The sequence below is a fragment of the Sphingopyxis sp. C-1 genome (genome assembly GCF_001047015.1).
GTDB lineage: Bacteria > Pseudomonadota > Alphaproteobacteria > Sphingomonadales > Sphingomonadaceae > Sphingopyxis.
The window spans coordinates 2,202,220-2,221,067 of sequence record NZ_BBRO01000001.1 but is presented as its reverse complement, the minus strand read 5'-3'; the positions used below and the strand labels follow the sequence as shown (position 1 = coordinate 2,221,067).

23 protein-coding genes are annotated in these 18,848 nt (G+C 63.5%); 11 read left to right on the top strand and 12 right to left on the bottom strand.

Annotation, left to right across the window (positions count from 1 at the left end; translation table 11 throughout):
- Nucleotides 1-19: 19 nt before the first annotated feature.
- The 8 genes from accD to purB form a co-directional block, all read right to left on the bottom strand.
- The gene (gene accD, locus SC1_RS10465; protein ID WP_062181101.1) at nucleotides 20-871 is read right to left on the bottom strand and encodes an acetyl-CoA carboxylase, carboxyltransferase subunit beta; all 852 of its coding nucleotides are present in this window, start codon (nucleotides 869-871) and stop codon (nucleotides 20-22) included.
- Nucleotides 868-1,659: a tryptophan synthase subunit alpha gene (gene trpA, locus SC1_RS10460; protein ID WP_062181098.1), complete on the bottom strand. Its 792-nt coding sequence runs from the start codon at nucleotides 1,657-1,659 to the stop codon at nucleotides 868-870. Before trpA ends, accD begins: the two co-directional genes overlap by 4 nt.
- The gene (locus SC1_RS10455; RefSeq protein ID WP_062181095.1) at nucleotides 1,656-1,853 is read right to left on the bottom strand and encodes a hypothetical protein; all 198 of its coding nucleotides are present in this window, start codon (nucleotides 1,851-1,853) and stop codon (nucleotides 1,656-1,658) included. Before SC1_RS10455 ends, trpA begins: the two co-directional genes overlap by 4 nt.
- Nucleotides 1,850-3,061 carry a tryptophan synthase subunit beta gene (trpB, locus tag SC1_RS10450; RefSeq protein WP_062181092.1) on the bottom strand — a complete coding sequence of 404 codons (1,212 nt, stop codon included), beginning with the start codon at nucleotides 3,059-3,061 and terminating at the stop codon, nucleotides 1,850-1,852. The genes SC1_RS10455 and trpB overlap by 4 nt, the downstream gene beginning before the upstream one ends.
- The gene (locus tag SC1_RS10445) at nucleotides 3,058-3,690 is read right to left on the bottom strand and encodes a phosphoribosylanthranilate isomerase (RefSeq protein WP_062181089.1); all 633 of its coding nucleotides are present in this window, start codon (nucleotides 3,688-3,690) and stop codon (nucleotides 3,058-3,060) included. The genes trpB and SC1_RS10445 overlap by 4 nt, the downstream gene beginning before the upstream one ends.
- 106 nt (nucleotides 3,691-3,796) lie before the next feature.
- Nucleotides 3,797-4,471, bottom strand: a complete 675-nt coding sequence (gene pyrF, locus SC1_RS10440) for an orotidine-5'-phosphate decarboxylase (protein ID WP_062181086.1) — start codon at nucleotides 4,469-4,471, stop codon at nucleotides 3,797-3,799.
- Nucleotides 4,468-4,809, bottom strand: coding sequence for a lipopolysaccharide assembly protein LapA domain-containing protein (locus tag SC1_RS10435; RefSeq protein WP_062181083.1), 342 nt, complete (start codon nucleotides 4,807-4,809; stop codon nucleotides 4,468-4,470). Before SC1_RS10435 ends, pyrF begins: the two co-directional genes overlap by 4 nt.
- Nucleotides 4,810-5,008: 199 nt before the next feature.
- Nucleotides 5,009-6,319 (bottom strand): adenylosuccinate lyase, encoded by a 1,311-nt coding sequence (gene purB, locus SC1_RS10430; protein ID WP_062183936.1) that lies wholly within the window; start codon nucleotides 6,317-6,319, stop codon nucleotides 5,009-5,011.
- 199 nt (nucleotides 6,320-6,518) lie between these two features.
- Between purB and SC1_RS22225 the strand changes: the two genes are divergently transcribed.
- Both SC1_RS22225 and SC1_RS10420 read left to right on the top strand, forming a co-directional pair.
- Nucleotides 6,519-6,809, top strand: coding sequence for a hypothetical protein (locus tag SC1_RS22225; RefSeq protein WP_062181079.1), 291 nt, complete (start codon nucleotides 6,519-6,521; stop codon nucleotides 6,807-6,809).
- Nucleotides 6,810-6,836: 27 nt separating this feature from the next.
- Entirely contained in the window at nucleotides 6,837-7,319 is a 483-nt protein-coding gene (locus SC1_RS10420; RefSeq protein WP_062181076.1) for a calcium-binding protein, read from the top strand.
- A gap of 61 nt (nucleotides 7,320-7,380) precedes the next feature.
- Here SC1_RS10420 and rnk read toward each other — a convergent pair whose 3' ends face one another.
- Both rnk and radC read right to left on the bottom strand, forming a co-directional pair.
- A complete protein-coding gene (gene rnk / locus SC1_RS10415; protein ID WP_062181073.1) occupies nucleotides 7,381-7,788 on the bottom strand; it encodes a nucleoside diphosphate kinase regulator in 408 nt (135 codons plus the stop codon).
- A gap of 205 nt (nucleotides 7,789-7,993) precedes the next feature.
- Nucleotides 7,994-8,671 carry a DNA repair protein RadC gene (radC, locus tag SC1_RS10410; RefSeq protein WP_062183933.1) on the bottom strand — a complete coding sequence of 226 codons (678 nt, stop codon included), beginning with the start codon at nucleotides 8,669-8,671 and terminating at the stop codon, nucleotides 7,994-7,996.
- Between the two features lie 169 nt (nucleotides 8,672-8,840).
- Between radC and SC1_RS10405 the strand changes: the two genes are divergently transcribed.
- From SC1_RS10405 to SC1_RS10370, 8 genes are all read left to right on the top strand, one after another.
- On the top strand, nucleotides 8,841-12,008 hold the full coding sequence (locus tag SC1_RS10405; RefSeq protein ID WP_062181070.1) for a YdbH domain-containing protein: 3,168 nt from the start codon (nucleotides 8,841-8,843) through the stop codon (nucleotides 12,006-12,008).
- A 53-nt stretch (nucleotides 12,009-12,061) separates the two neighbouring features.
- Complete coding sequence (locus tag SC1_RS10400; RefSeq protein ID WP_152682443.1) at nucleotides 12,062-12,220, top strand: YnbE family lipoprotein; 159 nt, start codon at nucleotides 12,062-12,064, stop codon at nucleotides 12,218-12,220.
- A gap of 14 nt (nucleotides 12,221-12,234) precedes the next feature.
- Complete coding sequence (locus tag SC1_RS10395; protein ID WP_062183930.1) at nucleotides 12,235-12,636, top strand: YdbL family protein; 402 nt, start codon at nucleotides 12,235-12,237, stop codon at nucleotides 12,634-12,636.
- Nucleotides 12,637-12,871: 235 nt separating this feature from the next.
- Nucleotides 12,872-13,216 (top strand): AtpZ/AtpI family protein, encoded by a 345-nt coding sequence (locus SC1_RS10390; protein WP_062181065.1) that lies wholly within the window; start codon nucleotides 12,872-12,874, stop codon nucleotides 13,214-13,216.
- 50 nt (nucleotides 13,217-13,266) lie between these two features.
- Nucleotides 13,267-14,019 carry a F0F1 ATP synthase subunit A gene (locus SC1_RS10385; protein ID WP_062181062.1) on the top strand — a complete coding sequence of 251 codons (753 nt, stop codon included), beginning with the start codon at nucleotides 13,267-13,269 and terminating at the stop codon, nucleotides 14,017-14,019.
- 42 nt (nucleotides 14,020-14,061) lie between these two features.
- Nucleotides 14,062-14,292 carry a F0F1 ATP synthase subunit C gene (locus SC1_RS10380; RefSeq protein ID WP_037515205.1) on the top strand — a complete coding sequence of 77 codons (231 nt, stop codon included), beginning with the start codon at nucleotides 14,062-14,064 and terminating at the stop codon, nucleotides 14,290-14,292.
- A gap of 71 nt (nucleotides 14,293-14,363) precedes the next feature.
- Complete coding sequence (locus SC1_RS10375; protein WP_062181059.1) at nucleotides 14,364-14,861, top strand: ATPase; 498 nt, start codon at nucleotides 14,364-14,366, stop codon at nucleotides 14,859-14,861.
- Nucleotides 14,854-15,399 carry an ATP synthase subunit B gene (locus tag SC1_RS10370; protein ID WP_062181056.1) on the top strand — a complete coding sequence of 182 codons (546 nt, stop codon included), beginning with the start codon at nucleotides 14,854-14,856 and terminating at the stop codon, nucleotides 15,397-15,399. Before SC1_RS10375 ends, SC1_RS10370 begins: the two co-directional genes overlap by 8 nt.
- 61 nt (nucleotides 15,400-15,460) lie before the next feature.
- On the opposite strand, the gene SC1_RS10365 is transcribed toward SC1_RS10370, so the two are convergent.
- The gene (locus tag SC1_RS10365) at nucleotides 15,461-16,108 is read right to left on the bottom strand and encodes a glutathione S-transferase family protein (RefSeq protein WP_062181053.1); all 648 of its coding nucleotides are present in this window, start codon (nucleotides 16,106-16,108) and stop codon (nucleotides 15,461-15,463) included.
- An 11-nt stretch (nucleotides 16,109-16,119) separates the two neighbouring features.
- Entirely contained in the window at nucleotides 16,120-16,839 is a 720-nt protein-coding gene (locus tag SC1_RS10360) for an SDR family oxidoreductase (RefSeq protein WP_062181050.1), read from the bottom strand.
- Nucleotides 16,840-16,907: 68 nt separating this feature from the next.
- On the opposite strand from SC1_RS10360, the gene uvrC reads away from it, so the two are divergent.
- The gene (uvrC, locus tag SC1_RS10355) at nucleotides 16,908-18,842 is read left to right on the top strand and encodes an excinuclease ABC subunit UvrC (RefSeq protein WP_062181047.1); all 1,935 of its coding nucleotides are present in this window, start codon (nucleotides 16,908-16,910) and stop codon (nucleotides 18,840-18,842) included.
- The last annotated feature ends 6 nt before the right edge of the window (nucleotides 18,843-18,848 follow it).

Genomic DNA, 18,848 nt, shown 5'->3' with positions numbered 1-18,848 from the left:
AATGACGACGCGGGAAAGGTTAAGCCGCCTTTTCGGGTGCGAGGTAGCCGATCAGGCGGCCCAGCGTTTCGGGCAAGTCCTTGCGATGCACGACCATGTCGATCATCCCGTGATCGAGAAGATATTCGGCGCGCTGGAATCCTTCGGGCAGTTTCTCGCGGATCGTATTTTCGATCACGCGTTGACCCGCGAAGCCGATCAGCGCCTTGGGTTCGCTGATCTGGATGTCGCCGAGCATCGCATAGCTGGCGGTGACGCCGCCTGTGGTCGGATCGGTGAGCAGCACGATATAGGGGAGGCCGGCGCGGCGCAGGCGCGCTAGCGCGACCGTGGCTCGTGGCATCTGCATCAACGACAGCGTGCCTTCCTGCATCCGCGCACCGCCAGCAGCAGTGATCGCGACATAGGGAACCCCGCGCCTGATCGCGTCCTCGACACCGGCGACAAAGGCTTCGCCGACGGCGACGCCCATCGATCCGCCCATGAAGGCGAAATCCTGAACGCCGATTACCGCGCCTTTGCCCGAGATGCGGCCGAACGCATTCTGATAGGCGTCGCGGTCGCCGGTCTGCGCGCGCGCCGCCTTGATGCGGTCGACATATTTCTTGGTGTCGCGGAATTTCAGCGGATCTTCGGGTGCCGCGGGTGCGCTGATCAATTCATGCAGGCCACCGTCGAATAACTGCGCGAAGCGCTCGGTCGCGCCGATCCGGTCGTGATGGTCGCAGCGCGGGCAGACGTTGAGATTGTCTTCCCATTCCTTGACGAACACCATCTGCTGGCACTGGCGGCACTTGTGCCAGAGGTTGTCGGCGGTGTCGCGTTTCGCCCCGAAGGGCAGCGCGTTGCGAACGCGGTCGAGCCAGCTCATGCGGCGATCTCCTTTGCGCCGTGGATAGCATCGGCAAGGGTGCGGGTGAAAGCCTCGACATGCGGCGCTGCGGCGTCGCCATGTTCGGCAATGATATCGATGAAGGCCGATCCGACGACCACGCCGTCGGCGACGCGCGCGATGGCAGCGGCCTGTTCGGGGGTGCGGACGCCGAAACCGACGGCGACGGGCAGGTCGGTGGCAGCCTTCAGGCGCGCGACGGCTTCGTCGATGCTGGCTTGTGCCGCCTGTTGCTGACCGGTGATGCCCGCGACCGAGACATAATAGAGAAAACCGCCCGCGCCGTTCAGGACATCGGGTAAGCGCGCGGCGTCGGTGGTCGGGGTGGCGAGCCGGATCAGGTCGACCCCCGCAGCGCGAAGTGCGGGGCCGAGTTCAGGGTCCTCTTCCGACGGAATATCGACGCAGATGATGCCGTCGACGCCTGCCTTCGCGCATTCGGCAGCAAACCATTCGGAACCACGGATCGTCATCGGGTTGGCGTAACCCATCAGAACAAGCGGCGTGTCGGGGTGGCGGTTGCGGAACGCCGAGGCAATCGCGAACAGGTCGGCGGTGGTCGTGCCTTTTGCGAGGCTGCGCAGGTTCGCCGCCTGGATCGCGGGGCCATCGGCCATCGGATCGGTGAAGGGCATCCCGAGCTCGATCACATCGGCGCCCCCCGCGACGAGCGCGTCGAGGTTGGCGGCGGTGTCGCCGTCGCCGCCCGTGATGAAGGCGACGAGCGCGGGACGGGGTTTGGCGAAGGCGGTTGCGAAGCGGGTCATTCGGCAGGCTTCTTCTGGTTGGCAGCTTTGTCGAGCCACACGAACATGAGCGACACAAGCACGACAACCACCCAGGACGGCGATTGGAAGCGGTCGCCCAAGCCGAAAATCTTGCTGATCAGCGGAAAGCCGAGCGCTTGAACGGCTGCCGCGATCAAAAAGACGATGATCGCACGACGTTGACCGGGGTTCACAATACAACTCCCAACGCATCGGCCACCGTAAAGATATCCTTGTCCCCGCGGCCTGAGCAATTGACGATGATGATCTTGTCCTTGCCCAAGGTCGGCGCGATGCGTTCGGCGGCGGCAATCGCGTGCGCGCTTTCGAGCGCGGGGATGATGCCTTCGAGTTTGGTCAGCTTCTGGAAGCTTGCCAATGCTTCAGCATCGGTCACCGGCTCATAGCGGACGCGGCCGATTTCGTGGAGCCAGCTATGCTCCGGGCCGATGCCCGGATAGTCGAGGCCTGCCGAAATGCTGTGCGCCTCGGTGATCTGACCATCATCGTCCTGCAGCAGATAGGTCTTGTTGCCGTGAAGGATGCCGGGGCGGCCGCCTGCAAGGCTTGCCGCGTGCTTGCCGTCGAGGCCTTCGCCCGCGGCTTCGACGCCGACGATCTCTACGCTGTCGTCGTCGAGGAATGGGTGAAACAGGCCGATTGCGTTGGATCCGCCGCCGACAGGTGCGATCAGCATGTCGGGCAGCCGTCCCTCGGCGTCGAGGATTTGCTCGCGGGCTTCGTCGCCGATCACCGACTGGAAGTCGCGGACGAGTTCCGGATAGGGATGCGGTCCCGCAACGGTGCCGATGATGTAGAACGTGTCGTGGACGTTTGCGACCCAGTGGCGCAGCGCCTCGTTCATCGCATCCTTCAGCGTCTTTGCGCCGCTTTCGACCGCGACAACTTCGGCGCCGAGCAATTTCATGCGAAACACATTGGGTTGCTGCCGCGCGACGTCGACCGCGCCCATGAAGATGGTGCAGGGCAGGCCGAACAGCGCAGCGACGGTCGCGGTTGCGACGCCGTGCTGGCCCGCGCCGGTTTCCGCGATGATCTTCGTTTTGCCCATGCGTTTCGCGAGCAGGATCTGGCCGATGCAATTGTTGATCTTGTGCGCGCCGGTGTGGTTAAGGTCCTCGCGCTTCAGGTAGATCTTTGCCCCGCCGAGTTCCGTGGTCAGGCGTTCGGCGAACCATAGTGGGCTTGGGCGCCCAACATAATGTTTCAGCAGATAATCGAACTCGGCCTTGAACGCCGGGTCGGCTTGCGCCGCGCGATAGTGGCGCTCGAGGTCGAGGATCAGCGGCATCAGCGTTTCGGCGACATAGCGGCCGCCGAACTGGCCGAAATGGCCTCGTTCGTCGGGGCCGGTGCGAAGACTGTTAGGAAGCTGGGTCATCGACCGGCGGCTTTAAGGAAAGCGGCGATCTTGTCTATATCCTTTACCCCAGGTGCGCTCTCGACGCCCGACGAGACATCGACGAGGGGGGCGCCGGTTTCGGCAATCGCCTGCGCGACATTGTTGGGGGTCAGCCCACCCGCAATGCCCCAATCCATCGTGTGGCGATGATTTTGGAGCAGCGACCAGTCGAAGCGCGTGCCGGTGCCGCCGGGCATGGCGGCAGCGGGAGCGTCGAACAGGATACGGTCGGCGACGCCGTGATATTTCTGCATTCGCATCAGCGTGTCGGCGTCCTTCAACCCAACGGCCTTCCAGACTTCCGCCGGGGTCAGCCGCTTCACGACGCCCAGCCATTCGGGGGTTTCGTTGCCGTGGAACTGGACAATGTCGGGGCGCACCATGCCGAGCGCGTCGCCGGTGACTTGCTGCGATGCATTGACGAGCAGCAATGCAACTTTGACGTTCCCCGCGCCGGCACGTTTGCGCAGCTCGGCCGCAGTCTTGAGATCGACATAGCGCGGGCTCGGCTCATAGTGATTGAGGCCAATATGCGTCGCGCCGTGACGGATGGCGGCATCGACCTCTTCGATCGTCTTGAGGCCGCAGATTTTGACGAGTGGGGGCATTGTCATCTTTATCCTGTCGTCATCCCGGCAAAGCCCGGGATCCCCACGGTGCAGCACTAGGGCCACGGCGAGACCCCGGCCTTTGCCGGGATGACGGATGTGTCGGTTAGAGCGTGGCTTCGATCTCGCGCGCGGCGAGATCCGGGTCGGCCGACTGGCTGATCGGGCGGCCCACGACAAGGATCGACGCGCCGTCGGCCATAGCCTGCGCCGGCGTGACGACGCGCTTCTGGTCGCCGACCTTGCCGTTGGCGGGGCGGACGCCCGGGACGACGAAATAGCCGCTAGGCCAAGCCTTTCGCGCCGCTTTCACCTCCTGTCCCGAACAGACGATGCCGTCGAGCCCGGATTCGCGCGCGAGCGCGGCGAGGCGCGCGACCTGATCGTGCGGTGTGCCGCCGACGCCTATGTCTTCAAGATCGGGGACGTCGAGGCTGGTGAGCACGGTAACGGCGACGACTTTTGTATTCAGCCCGGCCGCGGCCTTTGCCTCTTCGAGCATCGCCCGCCCGCCCGCAGCGTGGACGGTGAGGACGGCGGGTTCGAGAGTGCGGAGCGCCTGGATCGCCTTGGCAACGGTATTGGGAATATCGTGAAGCTTGAGGTCGAGGAAGATCGGCAGGCCGAGCTTCGCCATTTCGTGGACGCCGTGATGACCGTTGGCGCAAAAAAATTCGAGGCCCAGCTTGAGCCCGCCGACATGGCGCCGAACCTTTTGCGCGAGCGTCAGCGCCGCGTCGAGGTGCGTGGTGTCGATGGCGAGGTAAAGCGGGGATGTCATGGTTTGTCCGTAGAAAATAGGTCGGTGGGGGCCGGGGGAACATCGTTTACCGGCGCGGGGGGCGTAACTTCCACGGGGCGGTTCGCGAGCGCGCGGAGGTCGGCAGCCTGTCGCTCGCTCGCGTCAAGGCGGCGTTTCATCGACCAGCGCGTCGTGCGCAGCGCGATCCACATCGGCACGCTGCCGATCAGGAAGGCCGCAAGGATCAGCACCGGCAATTTGGTATCGAGAACCTGGCCCGGCCAGATCGTGACTGTCACCGGAATCCAGTTCGCCATCGCAAAAATGACCAGCACGGCGGTCAACAGGACCCAGATGATCGTTCGCAGGATACCCACTCGTCTTGCTCCTCTGCCGGTCTGGCGCCGACCCTATGACAGAATGCCGTGCGATTCCAGTTTTTGATCCTCCCTATGCCGCAGGCAGGGGGAGGGGACCCGTCCGCGGAGCGGATGGTGGAGGGGCCGCGCAATAGCTCCTCCGTCAGCGCCGAGCGATGCGACCTCCCCATGCCTGCGGCACAGGGAGGCTATTTGTCTATCCGAACACCCGGTCAAAGATCGTGTCGACATGCTTCATATGGTGGCCGAGGTCGAAGAGCGCGGTCAGTTCGTCGGCCGACAACTTCGCGGTCACATCGGCATCGCCCTTGAGGAGTTCGAGCAACGAGAGCTGGCCGTCCGATTCCCACACCTTCATCGCGTTCCGTTGAACGAGGACATAGCTTTCCTCGCGGCTCGCGCCCGCTTGCGTCAGCGCGAGCAGGACGCGCTGCGAATGGACGAGGCCGCCCATGCGGTCGAGATTCTTCTGCATCCGCTCGGGATAGACGAGCAGCTTGTCGACGACGCCGGTCAGCCGCGCGAGCGCGAAATCGAGCGTGATCGTCGCGTCGGGACCGATGAAGCGTTCGACCGACGAGTGGCTGATATCGCGTTCGTGCCACAGCGCGACATTCTCCATCGCGGGGATCGCGGCGCTGCGGACCATGCGCGCAAGGCCAGTGAGATTCTCGGTGAGTACGGGGTTGCGCTTGTGCGGCATCGCCGACGAGCCCTTCTGGCCGGGCGAGAAATATTCCTCGGCCTCAAGCACCTCGGTGCGCTGGAGGTGGCGGACCTCGACCGACAGGCGTTCGATAGAAGAGGCGATAACGCCGAGCACGGCGAAGAACATGGCGTGGCGATCGCGCGGGATGACCTGCGTCGAGACGGGCTCGATCGCGAGGCCTAGTTTCGCGGCGACATGCTCTTCGACCCGGGGGTCGATATTGGCGAAGGTGCCGACCGCACCCGAGATAGCGCAGGTTGCGATCTCGGCGCGTGCGGCTTGCAGGCGGAGCTTGCAGCGCGAGAATTCGGCATAGGCCTCGGCAAGCTTGAGCCCGAAGGTTACGGGTTCGGCGTGAATGCCATGGCTGCGGCCGATTGTGGGGGTCAGCTTATGCTCATAGGCGCGGCGCTTGATCGCTTCGAGCAGCGCATCGAGGTCGGCTAGCAATATATCGGCCGCCTGGCTGAGTTGAACCGCAAGGCAGGTGTCCAGCACGTCGCTCGACGTCATGCCTTGGTGCATGAACCGTGCTTCGTCGCCGACATTCTCCGCAACCCAGGTCAGGAAAGCGATGACGTCGTGCTTGGTAACGGCTTCGATCGCGTCGATCGCGGCGACGTCGATGACGGGGTTCGTGCCCCACCAATCCCAAAGCGCTTTGGCGGCAGATTTGGGCACCGTGCCGAGTTCGGCAAGGGCGTCGGTCGCGTGCGCTTCGATCTCGAACCAGATGCGAAACCGATTCTCGGCTGACCAGATCGCGGTCATTTCCGGTCGTGCGTAACGCGGAACCATTGAATTTCCTTCCTTTTCGGGCGCCTTGTCGCGGAATCCCTGCGGAACCACGACGGGCCGCCCCGTAGCAGGGACGGGGCGTTTCGCCAAACCCGGACGCTGCGCAACTTTGCGGAAAGACGACGGGTTGCTCTCATGCCCCATCAGAAAGGCGACGGGTCGCACCGACCATCGAAGTCGCCGTTACAGGAGAATAAACGTGTTGAAACAAGTGCTTTTGATCGGCGCGGCGGCTATCAGTTTCCCCGCCCTGGCTCAGACGACCGCTCCGGCTGAAGAACCTGCCCCGAGCACCCAGTCGCAGCCGGCGCCGACCGATACGACGACCCCCGATCCCGACAAGAAGCCGACGGACGAGACGAAGCCGACCGATCAGGCCCCCACCGAGGACGCTACCCCGAGCGACACGCCCCCCGCGGCCGAGCCGACCCCTCCGGCTGACCAGCCTGCTCCGGACTCCGAAGAAGAACCCAAACCGGATCCGCAGTAAAATCCTTCCAGAAACAGGAGATAGACCATGTTGAAACAGATGCTTTTGATCGGCGCTGCCGCAATCAGCTTCCCGGCTCTTGCGCAATCGACCCCGCCCGCCGACCCGGCTTCGCCGCCGACGGCGACCGAACCGGCCCCGGGCCCGGAATCGACCACGCCGGCCCCTGCTGAACCGGCGACCGCTCCGGCGCCTGCGCCCGATGCATCGACGCCGCCCGCGTCGGCCAGCGAGCCGGCGCCGTCGGGAGCAGCGGCAACGCCGACGCAAATCGCCCAGATCGTCGAACAGGAATTCCCGACTTATGACGGGGACAAGAATGGCGATCTGAACGAAGCCGAGTTCGGCGCGTGGATGAAGAAGCTGCGTGCCGCGACCGATCCCAGCGCCGATGTCGAATCGGCCGAGGTAAAGACCTGGATCGGTCAGGCGTTCGCTTCGGCCGACGGCGACAAGTCGGGCGCGGTGAACAAGACCGAATTGACCGGTTTCCTGTCGCGCGGCGCCTAAACGGCGTCCCGCGGGGTGGTGCAGCCGTCGGAGCGATCCGGCGGCTGCATCGCCGTGCAGACTATGCGGGCTGCTGGACCGCGACGATCGTCAGCCGGTGCTCGGCACCCCCGCGATCGGGCCAATTGATCGACTGGCCGACACTGAGGCCGATCAGGCCGGCGCCGACGGGCGTCAGGATAGACATTCGCCCCGCCGATATGTCGGCTTCGGCCGGATAGACCAGCCGGATCGTTCGTTCTGCGCCGCTTTTCTCATCTGTGAAGGTCACACTGGAGCCCATTGTGACGACGTCGGACGGGATGTCGGCGCGTCCGCAGATGGCGGCACGGTCGATCTCTTCAAGCAGCAGTTCGTAGAAGCGAACTGAATCGCGCTGCTGCTGCAGCGTCAGTTCGGTCAGGGCGTCGGCTTCACTGTCGATCATGCGGATATGGGGCATGGCTGCCCCGCTTTTCTTCTTGGTCATGGCGCGGACTTTCCGGCTGGCGCGTGACGTTTTGGCCACGCGCGGCAATATTTTTGACGGAAGGTGCCCCGGGCTCGGGGCGGTTGCGCCGGAACCCGGGGCTAGATGCCCGCGAGAAGCTGTCCCCCTTGATGGCGGAAATGAAGAAGGCTGAGCCGAATCTGCATGACGGCGATGATGTCCCGCCCAGCGAGGGAAGTCAAAGCTAGATCAGTCCCATCGCCCGGAAGCTGCGATAATCGGACCCGCCGATAATGCTGTGATCGTGAAGCGCTATGCCGAGATTTGAGGCGGCGGTCGCAATCTCCCTGGTGATCGCGATATCCTGCCGGCTTGGTTCAGGGCTGCCGCTAGGATGGTTGTGAACAAGAATGATCGCAGAAGCACCGAGCTCTAGCGCACGCTTGATCACCTCGCGGACGTAGATCGCCGACTGGTCGATCGATCCCTCGCTCGCAAGCTCGTCGCGGATCAGCATGTTGCGCGAATTCAGATAGAGGATGCGGACGCGCTCGACGTCGATCGGTCCCATATCGGCGCGCAGCCAGTCGAGCAGCGCGTCCCAACTGGATAGCAGGGGCTTGTCCCGAAACTCGCCCTTCAGCAGGCGCAGCCCCGTCGCTTGGACGATTTTAAGCGCCGCGATTCCGCTATCGCCAAGCCCGTCGACACGCCGCAGTGATTCGGGATCGGCGCTGACCAACTGCGCAAGCGAACCGAATTCACGCAATAACGCCTTCGCAAGCGGCTTGGTATCGCGGCGGGGAATAGCTAGCGCGAGTAGATATTCGACGAGTTCGTAATCGGCGAGGCCTTCCGCATCGTCGAGCAGGCGCGCGCGCAGCCGCGATCGGTGACCGACATGATCCGGCGTGTCCCCCATCGGACGGCAATAACCGCCTTGTGACGCGCACTCAACGGGCATAGGGAAAGGAAGATGGCGAACCGGATCAATTTCCTGCATCGAAACGGGATTTCCGGCGTTTCTGCCCTAAATGGGACTGGGTCCGGAGGACGAAATTTATCCGCCATGACGTCATCGGCCGCCTTCCATGAGTGACGCGGAAGCGGACACCCGGCGGCGGTTCAAATATCGAACGCTGCTGTTCAAAAAGCGCTGGTTGACCGCCGGCGCGGTCACGATTCTGATTGCAGGAGCGTGGCTCGCGCGCGAGCCGATCGCCGACGAATTCATCCGCGACCAGCTCGACAGCCGCGGTGTTCCGGCGCGCTACACGATCGACCGCATCGGCTTTCGCAGCGAGATATTGTCGAACATCGTCATCGGTGACCCAAAGCATCCAGACCTGATCGCGCGCAAGGTCGAAGTCCTGCTCGGCTATGGCTGGCAGGGGCCATATGTCTCGGGGATCAATGCCGACGGCGTGCGACTTTACGGGCGTTTTGTCGACGGGCGCCTGTCGTTCGGCTCGCTAGACAAGTTTCGCGACCCAGAAAGCAAGGATCCCTTCGCCTTGCCCGACCTGTCGGTGGCATTGCGCGACGCGCGGGCACGGGTCGAAACGCCATGGGGCAATATCGGCGCGGCGCTTAATGGCGGCGGCAATTTGCGCCGCGATTTCACCGGCAAGCTCGCGCTGGTCGCGCCGACGATTGTGGCGGCAGGATGCAGGGCGGACGACGTCAGCTTTTATGGTGCGGTGCTGGTTCGCAATGTTCGGCCGCAGCTTGTCGGCCCCTTGCGCGGGCGGGCTCTGACCTGTGCGGATAGTGGCGTCTCTGCGGCGTCGCCGCAGGTCGCGCTTGACCTCTCGCTCTCGGAGGACCTGCAAAGCTGGAAAGGCAAGGCAGACGCGAGCATCACTCGATTAGTCGCGGGGCCGGTCGCGGCCGATCGGATGGGGCTGCTCGCCCGTTTTGACGGCACAGCGTTGCAGACGAAACTCGACGTCGATGCTGCGATGGCACGGCTACGGGGCGCCGATTTCGCGGCCGATACCGTGAAACTTGAAGCCCGGGGCAGTGTCGGCAGCGCTGCACCGAAGCTCGACGGGCGAATCAGTTTCGCACGCGCAAGCGGCAGCACCGATTTGCGCCGTTCGCTCAACGAAAGCGCGCGCGGACTGGCCGGGACGCCGGTCGGCCCGTTAGCGGCGAAGGCAATGGCGGCATTCAGCCGTGTGCTCGCCGACGCGAGCGGCAGCGCAGGCTTCGCGATCGCGGGGGAGGGGCCGACGGCGCGCGTCGACCTGATCGCGCCCGAATTGACGAGTGCGAGCGGCGCGCGCTTCACCGGCAGCGCGGACAGCCGCATCGGCTATCTTTACGGCGCCGAAGAGCCTGCAGTGATCGCAACGGGAAGCTGGAGTATCGCGGGGGGCGACTTGCCATCGGGAACGCTGCGCCTTGATCGCAGCGCCGAGGGCAGGGTGACCGGGCTCGCCAGTCTCGATCCTTATAGCGCCGATGGAGCGCGGCTATCCTTGACGCCGGTGCGTTTTTCGGGCGGCGCGGGCGGATTGCTGCGTTTTGCGACGACAGCCGCGCTGTCGGGCCCGCTCGCAGGAGGGCGTGTCGAGCGGCTGACGGTGCCGCTGAACGGATTTTTGGCGCCGACGGGCGCGCTCGCGTTCGACGGCGGGTGCAGCCGTGTCGCAGCCGACCGGATCGAGGTTAGCGGATTCCGGCTTGGACGAAGCTCCGTCGACCTGTGCAGCCGTCCCGGTGCGTCGCTGCTCAGCGCTGGCCCCGACGGGCTGCGCGGCGATATCCGCATTCCCCGGATTGATTTGCGCGGGACAAGCGGTAGCTCGCCGTTCAGCCTGACGAGTGGTCCGGCAAGCATCGATCTGGCCGCGATGCGCTGGTCGCTTGCGCGCGCCGATGTGCGGTTGGGTGAGGGGGAGAGCGTGACGCACTTGGCCGCCGCAAGCCTGAATGGACGCGCGACGCCGAAAGGGATGGCTGGGGATCTGCGCGGCGCAAGCGGCAAGATCGGCGCGGTGCCCCTCAACATGAGCGAGATCGGAGGGCAATGGCGTTTTGAGAAGGGTGCTTTGACGCTCGACGGCGGGCTGTTGCTCACCGACGCAGCGCCCGAGCCGCGCTTCTTCCCGCTTGTCAGCAACGATGCGAATTTGCGGTTCGCGAACGGGATCATCGAGGCGAAGGCGGGCTTCAACGAGCGGAAGACTGGGACGAAAATTCTCGACACGCTTATTCGTCACCGGCTTTCCGACAGTAGTGGTTCGGCGGACCTGACGGTAAAGGAATTGCGCTTCAGCGAAGCATTCCAGCCCGATCAGCTCACCAGTCTCGCGCTCGGCGTCGTTGCCAACGTCCAGGGATCGGTGGTCGGCGACGGGCGGATCGAGTGGACGGCGGATGGCGTCACGAGCCGCGGCACGTTCGCTACCGCCGATACCAGCCTCGCGGCGGCGTTCGGCCCGGTGACCGGGCTGACGACGACCATCAGCTTTGATGATCTGATCGGCCTCAAAACCGCGCCAGGCCAGATTGCGAAGGTCAAGGAAATCAATCCCGGCATCCCGGTGCTCGACGGCGAGATCGAATATCGGCTGCTCGGCGACAATCGCGTGCGGGTCGAGGGTGGAAGCTGGCCCTTTGGCGGTGGCAAGTTGCTGCTCCATCCAACGACGCTTGATTTCAGCGCGGCGAATGCACGGCGGCTGTCGTTCGACATCGTCGGGGTCGATGCTGCCGTGTTCCTCCAAAGCTTTGGTTTTGACAATATCAATGCGACGGGGGTGTTCGACGGAACCTTGCCGGTCGAATTCGACGGCCTCGGCGGACGAATCGTCAATGGCCGTATCGATTCGCGCGGCGGCGGCGGTACGCTCGCCTATGTCGGTGAATTGTCGAACCGCAATCTCGGGACGATCGCCAATTTTGCCTTTGGCGCGCTGCGCAGCCTCAAATATGACGATCTCACGATCATCTTGAACGGGGATCTCGACGGCGAAATGGTGACCGATATCCGCTTTGGCGGCGTGGGGCAGGGCGAGGGCGCCACGCGCAACTTCCTGATCAGCCAGGTCGCTAAACTGCCGCTGATCTTCAACGTGAAGATCCGCGCGCCCTTCCGCCAGTTGCTGACGTCGGCGAAGGGCTTTTATGATCCGTCGCTGCTCATCGAACAGAATTTGCCCGCGCTGATGCGCGCGCAGGAAGAAGCCGAAGCCGCCGCCAAGGCAGCATCCAACCCCGTTCAGCCACCAGAAAGCGAGCCCGTGCGATGAAGATACCCGAGACTGGAGCAAGGAGGCTCGCCATATACGGTCGGACGGTTGCGATGATCATGGGTGCATCGGCGCTTGCCGGCTGCGTTCAGATCGACACGCCCGACAAACCGATCGAGATCAATCTGAACATCAACATCCGGCAGGAAGTGGTGTACAGGCTGGATGGCGATGCCAAGAAGCTCATCGAGCAGAATAGCGAGATATTCTGATGGGGAAGAATGTGATGCGTATGACGAAGTGGAAACCGACCGGACTGGCCCTTGCCGCGATCGCGGCGACAGCGGCGATCGCTTTTGCCGTACCGTCGGCGATGGCGCAGCGCGATCCGGCTTATGCTGCCGCGCGCGCCGCTGGTCAGGTAGGCGAGCAACCCGACGGCTATCTGGGCTTTGCGACGGCGCCGACCCCGGCGATCCGTGCGCTGGTGCAGGACCTCAATATCAAGCGCAAGGCGGCCTATACCGCGAGTGCGCAGTCGACCGGAAGCACGGTCGAACAGTTCGCCTTTACCAGCGGCTGCAACCTGATCGCGCAGACCAAGCCCGGCGAAAAATATCAGACGCCGAGTGGCGCGTGGAAAACCCGCGATGGCAGTCCGCCCGAACGCGACGCACGCTGCCCGTAAGAAAATAGCCAGCATACCGGGGCCCCAGGGTCCTCAGATGCCGCCGCGCCCCTAAACGCGGCGGCATTTTTGTGCATCGCCGCGCGCCCATTTTTGTGCATCTGCGCACAAGCATTGACTTAATCGGGCGTCGTTCCTAAACGGACCGCGCCTTAGGGGTACCCCGAATTTTCGGGCCTTTTTTTGTAGGCGGAATCGGGGGCTTCCCGTTCTGTTTCAGGAGGATGGCGAGGAAATGACGGGGAATGGCAGCGATCCGGAACTTGGCTCTGAGGATTCGCGCCTGGTCTCGCTCGAAGAGCGATTGGACCGGGCCGAAGCCGCAGAAGCGAAGCGGACCGCAGTGAACGCCGGACCGGAGACCGACGCCAATTACAAGCTCGGTAATCGCGTTCTGGCCGAACTGTTGGGCGGAATCGGTGGCGGCGCACTGGTCGGTTGGACAATCGACCATTTCGCCGGCACGGCACCCTGGGGCCTGTTGGTGGTGCTGTTCCTCGGAATAGTCGTCGCCTTCAGGAATATATTTCGGATTGCGAACGTTCGGCCCGTCAAACTCGACGAAGCTGGGCCGGACTGATGTTAATTTAGGCGAGGTATCGCGTGGCGGATCAAGGCAAAGTGGACCCGATGCACCAGTTCGAGGTGCAGAAGATGTTCGACATGTTCCATGTCGGCAATCACGAGGTCGCCTTTACCACCAGTGCGCTCTGGATGGTGATCGCCGGCCTCCTGCTGTGGGTCTTCATGATCGGCGGGATGAAGCGTCAGCTCGTTCCCGGTCGCTGGCAGGTCGCCGTCGAAGGCTTCACCGGCTTCATCTCGGGCATGATGAACGCCAACATTGGCCCCGAAGGCCGCAAATATACGCCTTATGTCTTTTCGCTCTTCATGTTCATCCTGATGTTGAACGTGCTCGGGCTGATGCCGCTTGGCCTGTTCGGCGTGCATCCCTTTACCGTGACGAGCCATTTTGCGATCACCGGTGTTCTCGCGATCCTCAGCTTCGCGATCGTCCTGATCGTCGGCTTCTGGCGCCACGGCCTGCATTTCTTCTCGCTTTTCGTGCCGCATGGCACGCCGATCTGGCTGATGTGGCTGATCCCGGTAATCGAACTGGTGTCGTTCCTCGTCCGTCCGTTCAGCCTTGCGCTGCGACTGTTCGTCGCGATGACCGCCGGCCACGTGCTGATGAAGGTCTTCGCCTCGTTTATCATCGATGGCCTCGCGGCGAGCCCTGCGATCGGTATCGGTGTGGGTATTCCCAGCCTCGCGCTGATGGTCGGGATCAGCGGTCTTGAGCTGCTGGTGGCCGGTATCCAAGCCTATGTGTTCGCGCTGCTCACTTCGCTCTATCTGAACGACGCGATCAATCTGCACTGATTTTTCAACTGTATAATCTACGTTTTTCCCAAGGAGTATAAAATGGACGTTCAAGCTGCTTCGCTCATCGGCGCCGGTCTGGCCGCCATCGGTGCCGGTATGGCTGCCATCGGTGTGGGCAACGTGTTCGGTAGCTTCCTCGAAAGCGCACTGCGCAATCCCGCGGCTGCCGACGGCCAGCAGGGCCGCCTGTTCATCGGCTTCGCGGCTGCCGAACTTCTCGGTCTGCTGTCGTTCCTTATCGCGATCCTGCTGTACCTGAAGGCAGCCTGATCCCGTTTGCGGGGCCGGCTCGCTAAAAGCGGGCCCCGCGACTGCTTTTCTTTTGTCGGTCGAGTAAATCCATGCCTCAAATCAGCCAATTCGCTGAAAGCTGGTACGCCGCATCGCAGATTTTCTGGGTGCTGCTGACCTTCGGCTTCGTCTTTTTCGTCATCGGCCGCGGCATGCTGCCGAAGATCGAGGCGACGGTGGACGCGCGCGACCGCAAGGTTGCCGACGATCTGGCCGCGGCGAAAGCCGCGCATGCTGCCGCCGACAATCTTGAAGAAAGCTACCGCCAGCAGAGCGACGCAAGCCGCGCCGCCGCGCAAAAGGCGGTAACCGACGCCAAGGACAAGGCGGCGAAAGACGCCGAAAAGCGTCTGGCAAAGATCGACGCTGAGCTCGCCGACAAGTTGTCGGCAGCCGAAGCCGACGTAAGCGCAGCGCGCACCTCGGCGATGGCGGAAATCGAATCGGTCGCGGCCGAAGCGGCAGGCGAACTCGTCGCCAAGCTGTCGGGCGTGAAGGTCGTTGCGGCGGATGCCAAGGCGGCGGTGAAGGCGGTGCTCCATGGCTAATGTTCTGACGATCCTGTCCGAAGCGGCGGGTGAAGTGCACGTCGAGCCGGCGTCGTTCGGCTTCATCGACGCAACCGTCTGGGTGTCGATCGCGATGGCGATCTTCATTGCGATCCTGTTGTGGAAGAAAGTCCCGGCGATGGTCGCGGGCATGCTCGACAACAAGATTGCCGAGATTTCGAAGCAGCTCAACGAAGCCGAGCAGCTGCGGCTCGACGCCGAATCGCTGAAGGCCGAATATGAGGCAAAGCTTGCCGACGCCGCGAAGGAAGCCGATGAGATGCGCGCCCGCGCCGATGCCGAAGCCGAAGCGCTCGTCGCCAAGGCCAAGGCCGATGCGACAGCGCTGATCGCGCGCCGCAAGCAGATGGCAGAGGATCGCATCGCAGCGGCCGAAGCTGGCGCACTCGCCGAAGTCCGCACCGCGGCCGCCAAGGCTGCCACCGAAGCGGCGGCGAAGCTCATCGCCGACAAGCATGACGCCAAGGCCGACAAGGCGCTGGTCGATCAGGCGATAGCGGGCGTTGCCAAGGGCTGAACCCTTCGACATATCGGAGAACAGAGCGCCCGCGGATTTCCGCGGGCGTTTTGCTTTGGAGCTAGTTCGCTGTGGCCAGCCCGGCGACCCACGCCTTGGTGGCCGGAAAATTGTCCATCGCACGTTGATATCCCTCGCGCGCCGTGGTCCGCGCGATGTAGTTCAGCTCCGCTGGGCCAAAAGCGAAGCCAATTGTGCGCTGGGCAAATTGCAGTGCATAGGTCACCGAAATGTCGGCCGCAGTGAAGCGATCGCCTGCGATATAAGGCGTCTTCGCCAATTGGCGGCTCACGAGGCCAAGTCGGCTTTTGAAAGTGTCGAGCGCCCAGCCCGTCGTCCAGTTCGCCTGCTCGTTTTCAGGGGCGAGGATGATCGTCGCGACGATGGCATTGACCGGTCCGGCAAGCCCCGCCTCACCCATATGGAGAAACTGCAGATAGGTAGCGAAGGCGGGATTATCGGGTTCCGGCGCCAGCGGCCCCGGGCCATAGCGTGCGAGCAGATACTCCATGATCGCGATCGACTCGACCATGATCGTTTCGCCGTCGACGATTGCGGGAATGAAGCCCGCTGGATTGATCGCGAGGAACTCGCTGTCGTTCTCGAGCCCGCGCAGAAGGTCGACCGGCCGCATGTGATAAGGAAGCCCAAGCTCTTCGAGTAGCCAGGCCACGCGAAATCCTCGGCCTTCGCCGTACAGGGTGATCATGGAGGCTTTCCTCAATATTGGATCATGATGCGTCGCGCGAGCGCGGGCGAAATGCTGTGAACGAGCCGCAGCAGCTTGGTCTGGCCGACCGCGACCTCGGCGCTGTTGGCCTTGATCCCACGGACGATCTCCGCCGCGCAGTCCGATGCCGTCATCATTTTGCCGCCGCGTCCCGAGGTCATATTTGTCGCGACGAGCGGCGGCAGTGCTTCCATCACCTTCACGCTGCTGGCCCGTAGCTGATAGCGGATCGCCTGCGTATAGCTGCGGAGCGCAGCCTTCGTCGCGCAATAGATCGGACCACCCGCGCGCGGCGCGAGCGCGAGACCCGAGGTGATGTTGACGATCATCGCATCGCCCTGTGCCTTTAACTGCGGCAACAGGCGGGTAATCACTGCGATCGGGGCATAGAGGTTCGTGTCGATACATTGTGCCGCGCTGGCGAGCGACGGGATGTCGTCGAGTTCATAGTCGCTGCCGACGCCCGCATTGTTGACGAGCAGCGCGAGCGGCTTGCCGGCAACGCCCTCGACGATCGCATCGATGCCTGCCTGTTGCGACAGGTCGCCGGCAATCGTGCTGAAGCCCAACGCCGCCATCGCCTGCAGCTTTCCGGCCGATCGTCCCGTGACGATTACCTCGGCGCCGAGCCCCTGAAGCTGAAGCGCGATTTCGCGACCGATACCGTCGCTTCCGCCCGTGACGAGCGCGAGCTTACCGCGAAGTTCCATAAGACCCCTCCTATGTTTTACCTCGCGCACTATGGCGGGTCGCATCGCCATCGCCTACATGCAAAATCATGGCACGCCCGAATGCTCCCGACCGATTCAACGAAGAAAAAGCGACCTATGTGATCCGCGGCGGCGACGCCGAGGGCGACCAACCCGACCTCGAGCGCGGCGCCGAGGCGATCCGCAGCGTGGTGCGCAAATTGCCGACGCGTCCCGGGGTGTACCGGATGCTCGATGCCCGCGGCGACGTGCTTTATGTTGGCAAGGCGCGGGCGCTCAAGAACCGGGTGACCAACTACACGCAGGTTGCGCGCCTGCCGCAGCGGCTGCAGCGGATGGTGTCGCAAACGCGCGCGATGGAGATCGTGACGACGACGAGCGAGGCCGAGGCGTTGCTGCTCGAAGCCCAGCTCATCAAACGATACCGCCCGCCGTACAATGTGCTGCTCCGCGACGACAAAAGCTTTCCCTTCATCTTGCTGCGCACAGACCATGATTTTCCGCGGGTGCAGAAGCATCGCGGCGCGCGGCGTGCCAAGGGCCGCTATTACGGCCCGTTCGCAAGCGCCGGTTCGGTGGGGCAGACGCTCAACGCACTGCAGAAGACCTTTCTACTGCGCAGTTGCACCGACAGCTTCTTCGCCAATCGCTCGCGGCCGTGCCTGCTTTATCAGATCAAGCGGTGCAGCGCGCCATGCGTCGATCGCATCTCGAAGGAAGATTATGCCGGGCTGGTGAGCGACGCGCAGGACTTCCTCGAAGGCCGCTCGACCGCGGTGCAGAAGCGGTTGGGCGACGCGATGACCAAGGCCGCGGAAGCGATGGATTATGAGCAGGCGGCGGTGATCCGCGACCGACTGAAATCGCTGACCTTCATCCAGGGCAGCCAGTCGGTCCACGCCGACGGATTGGGCGACGCCGACGTCTTTGCGCTCGCGGCGAAGGGCGGGCAGCTCTGCATCGCAGGCTTTTTCATCCGTGGCGGGCAGAATTGGGGTCATCGCAGCTTCTTTCCCGCGCATGTGTCGGGCGTGCCCGAAAGCGAGGTGATGGCGAGCTTTCTGATGCAATTCTATGAAGGCGTACCGCCGCCGAAGCTCATCCTCGTCGACCGCGAGCCCGACGAATGCGCGCTGCTGGCCGAGGCATTGGGCGAGAGCGGCAGACGCAAGATCGAGATCAGCGTGCCGCAGCGGGGCAATCGTCGGCGTTTGCTCGAACAGGCGGTGCGCAATGCCGGCGAGGAACTCGACAGGCGGCTCGCCGAGAGCAGCAGTCAGGCCAAACTCGGGCGTGAACTCGCCGATCTGTTCGACCTCGAAAACCCGCCGCAGCGCATCGAAATTTATGACAACAGCCATATCCAAGGCACAAATGCGCTCGGTGCGATGGTTGTTGCCGGCCCCGAAGGCTGGATCAAGGGCGCCTACCGCAAGTTCAACATCAAGCGTGCCGAGACACAGCCCGGCGACGATTTCGCGATGATGCGAGAGGTATTCGAGCGTCGCTTCGCGCGGGCGATCGAGGAAGATCCCGAGCGAACGAAGGGCGAGTGGCCCGACCTCGTGCTGATTGACGGCGGCAAGGGACAGGTGTCGGCGGCGGGGGCTGTGCTCGCCGAACTCGGCATCGACGACCTGACCTATGTCGGGGTGGCCAAGGGGCCCGATCGGAATGCCGGGCGCGAGACTTTCTATCATCCCGATGGGCGCGAATTCACGCTGCCGCCGAACAATGCCGTGCTCTTCTATATCCAGCGGCTCCGCGACGAGGCACATCGCTTCGCGATCGGCGCGCACCGGGCCAAGCGCGCGAAAGCGATGGGGTCGTCGCCGCTCGACGAAGTGCCGGGCATCGGCCCGTCGCGTAAGAAAGCGCTGCTGATGCATTTCGGCACCGCGCGCGCGGTGCGCGGCGCGAGCCTCGAGGATCTGCAGAAGGCCCCAGGCGTCAGCGCCGCGGTCGCGCAGGCGGTGCATGATTTCTATCATTCGGGACGATGAGGGGGA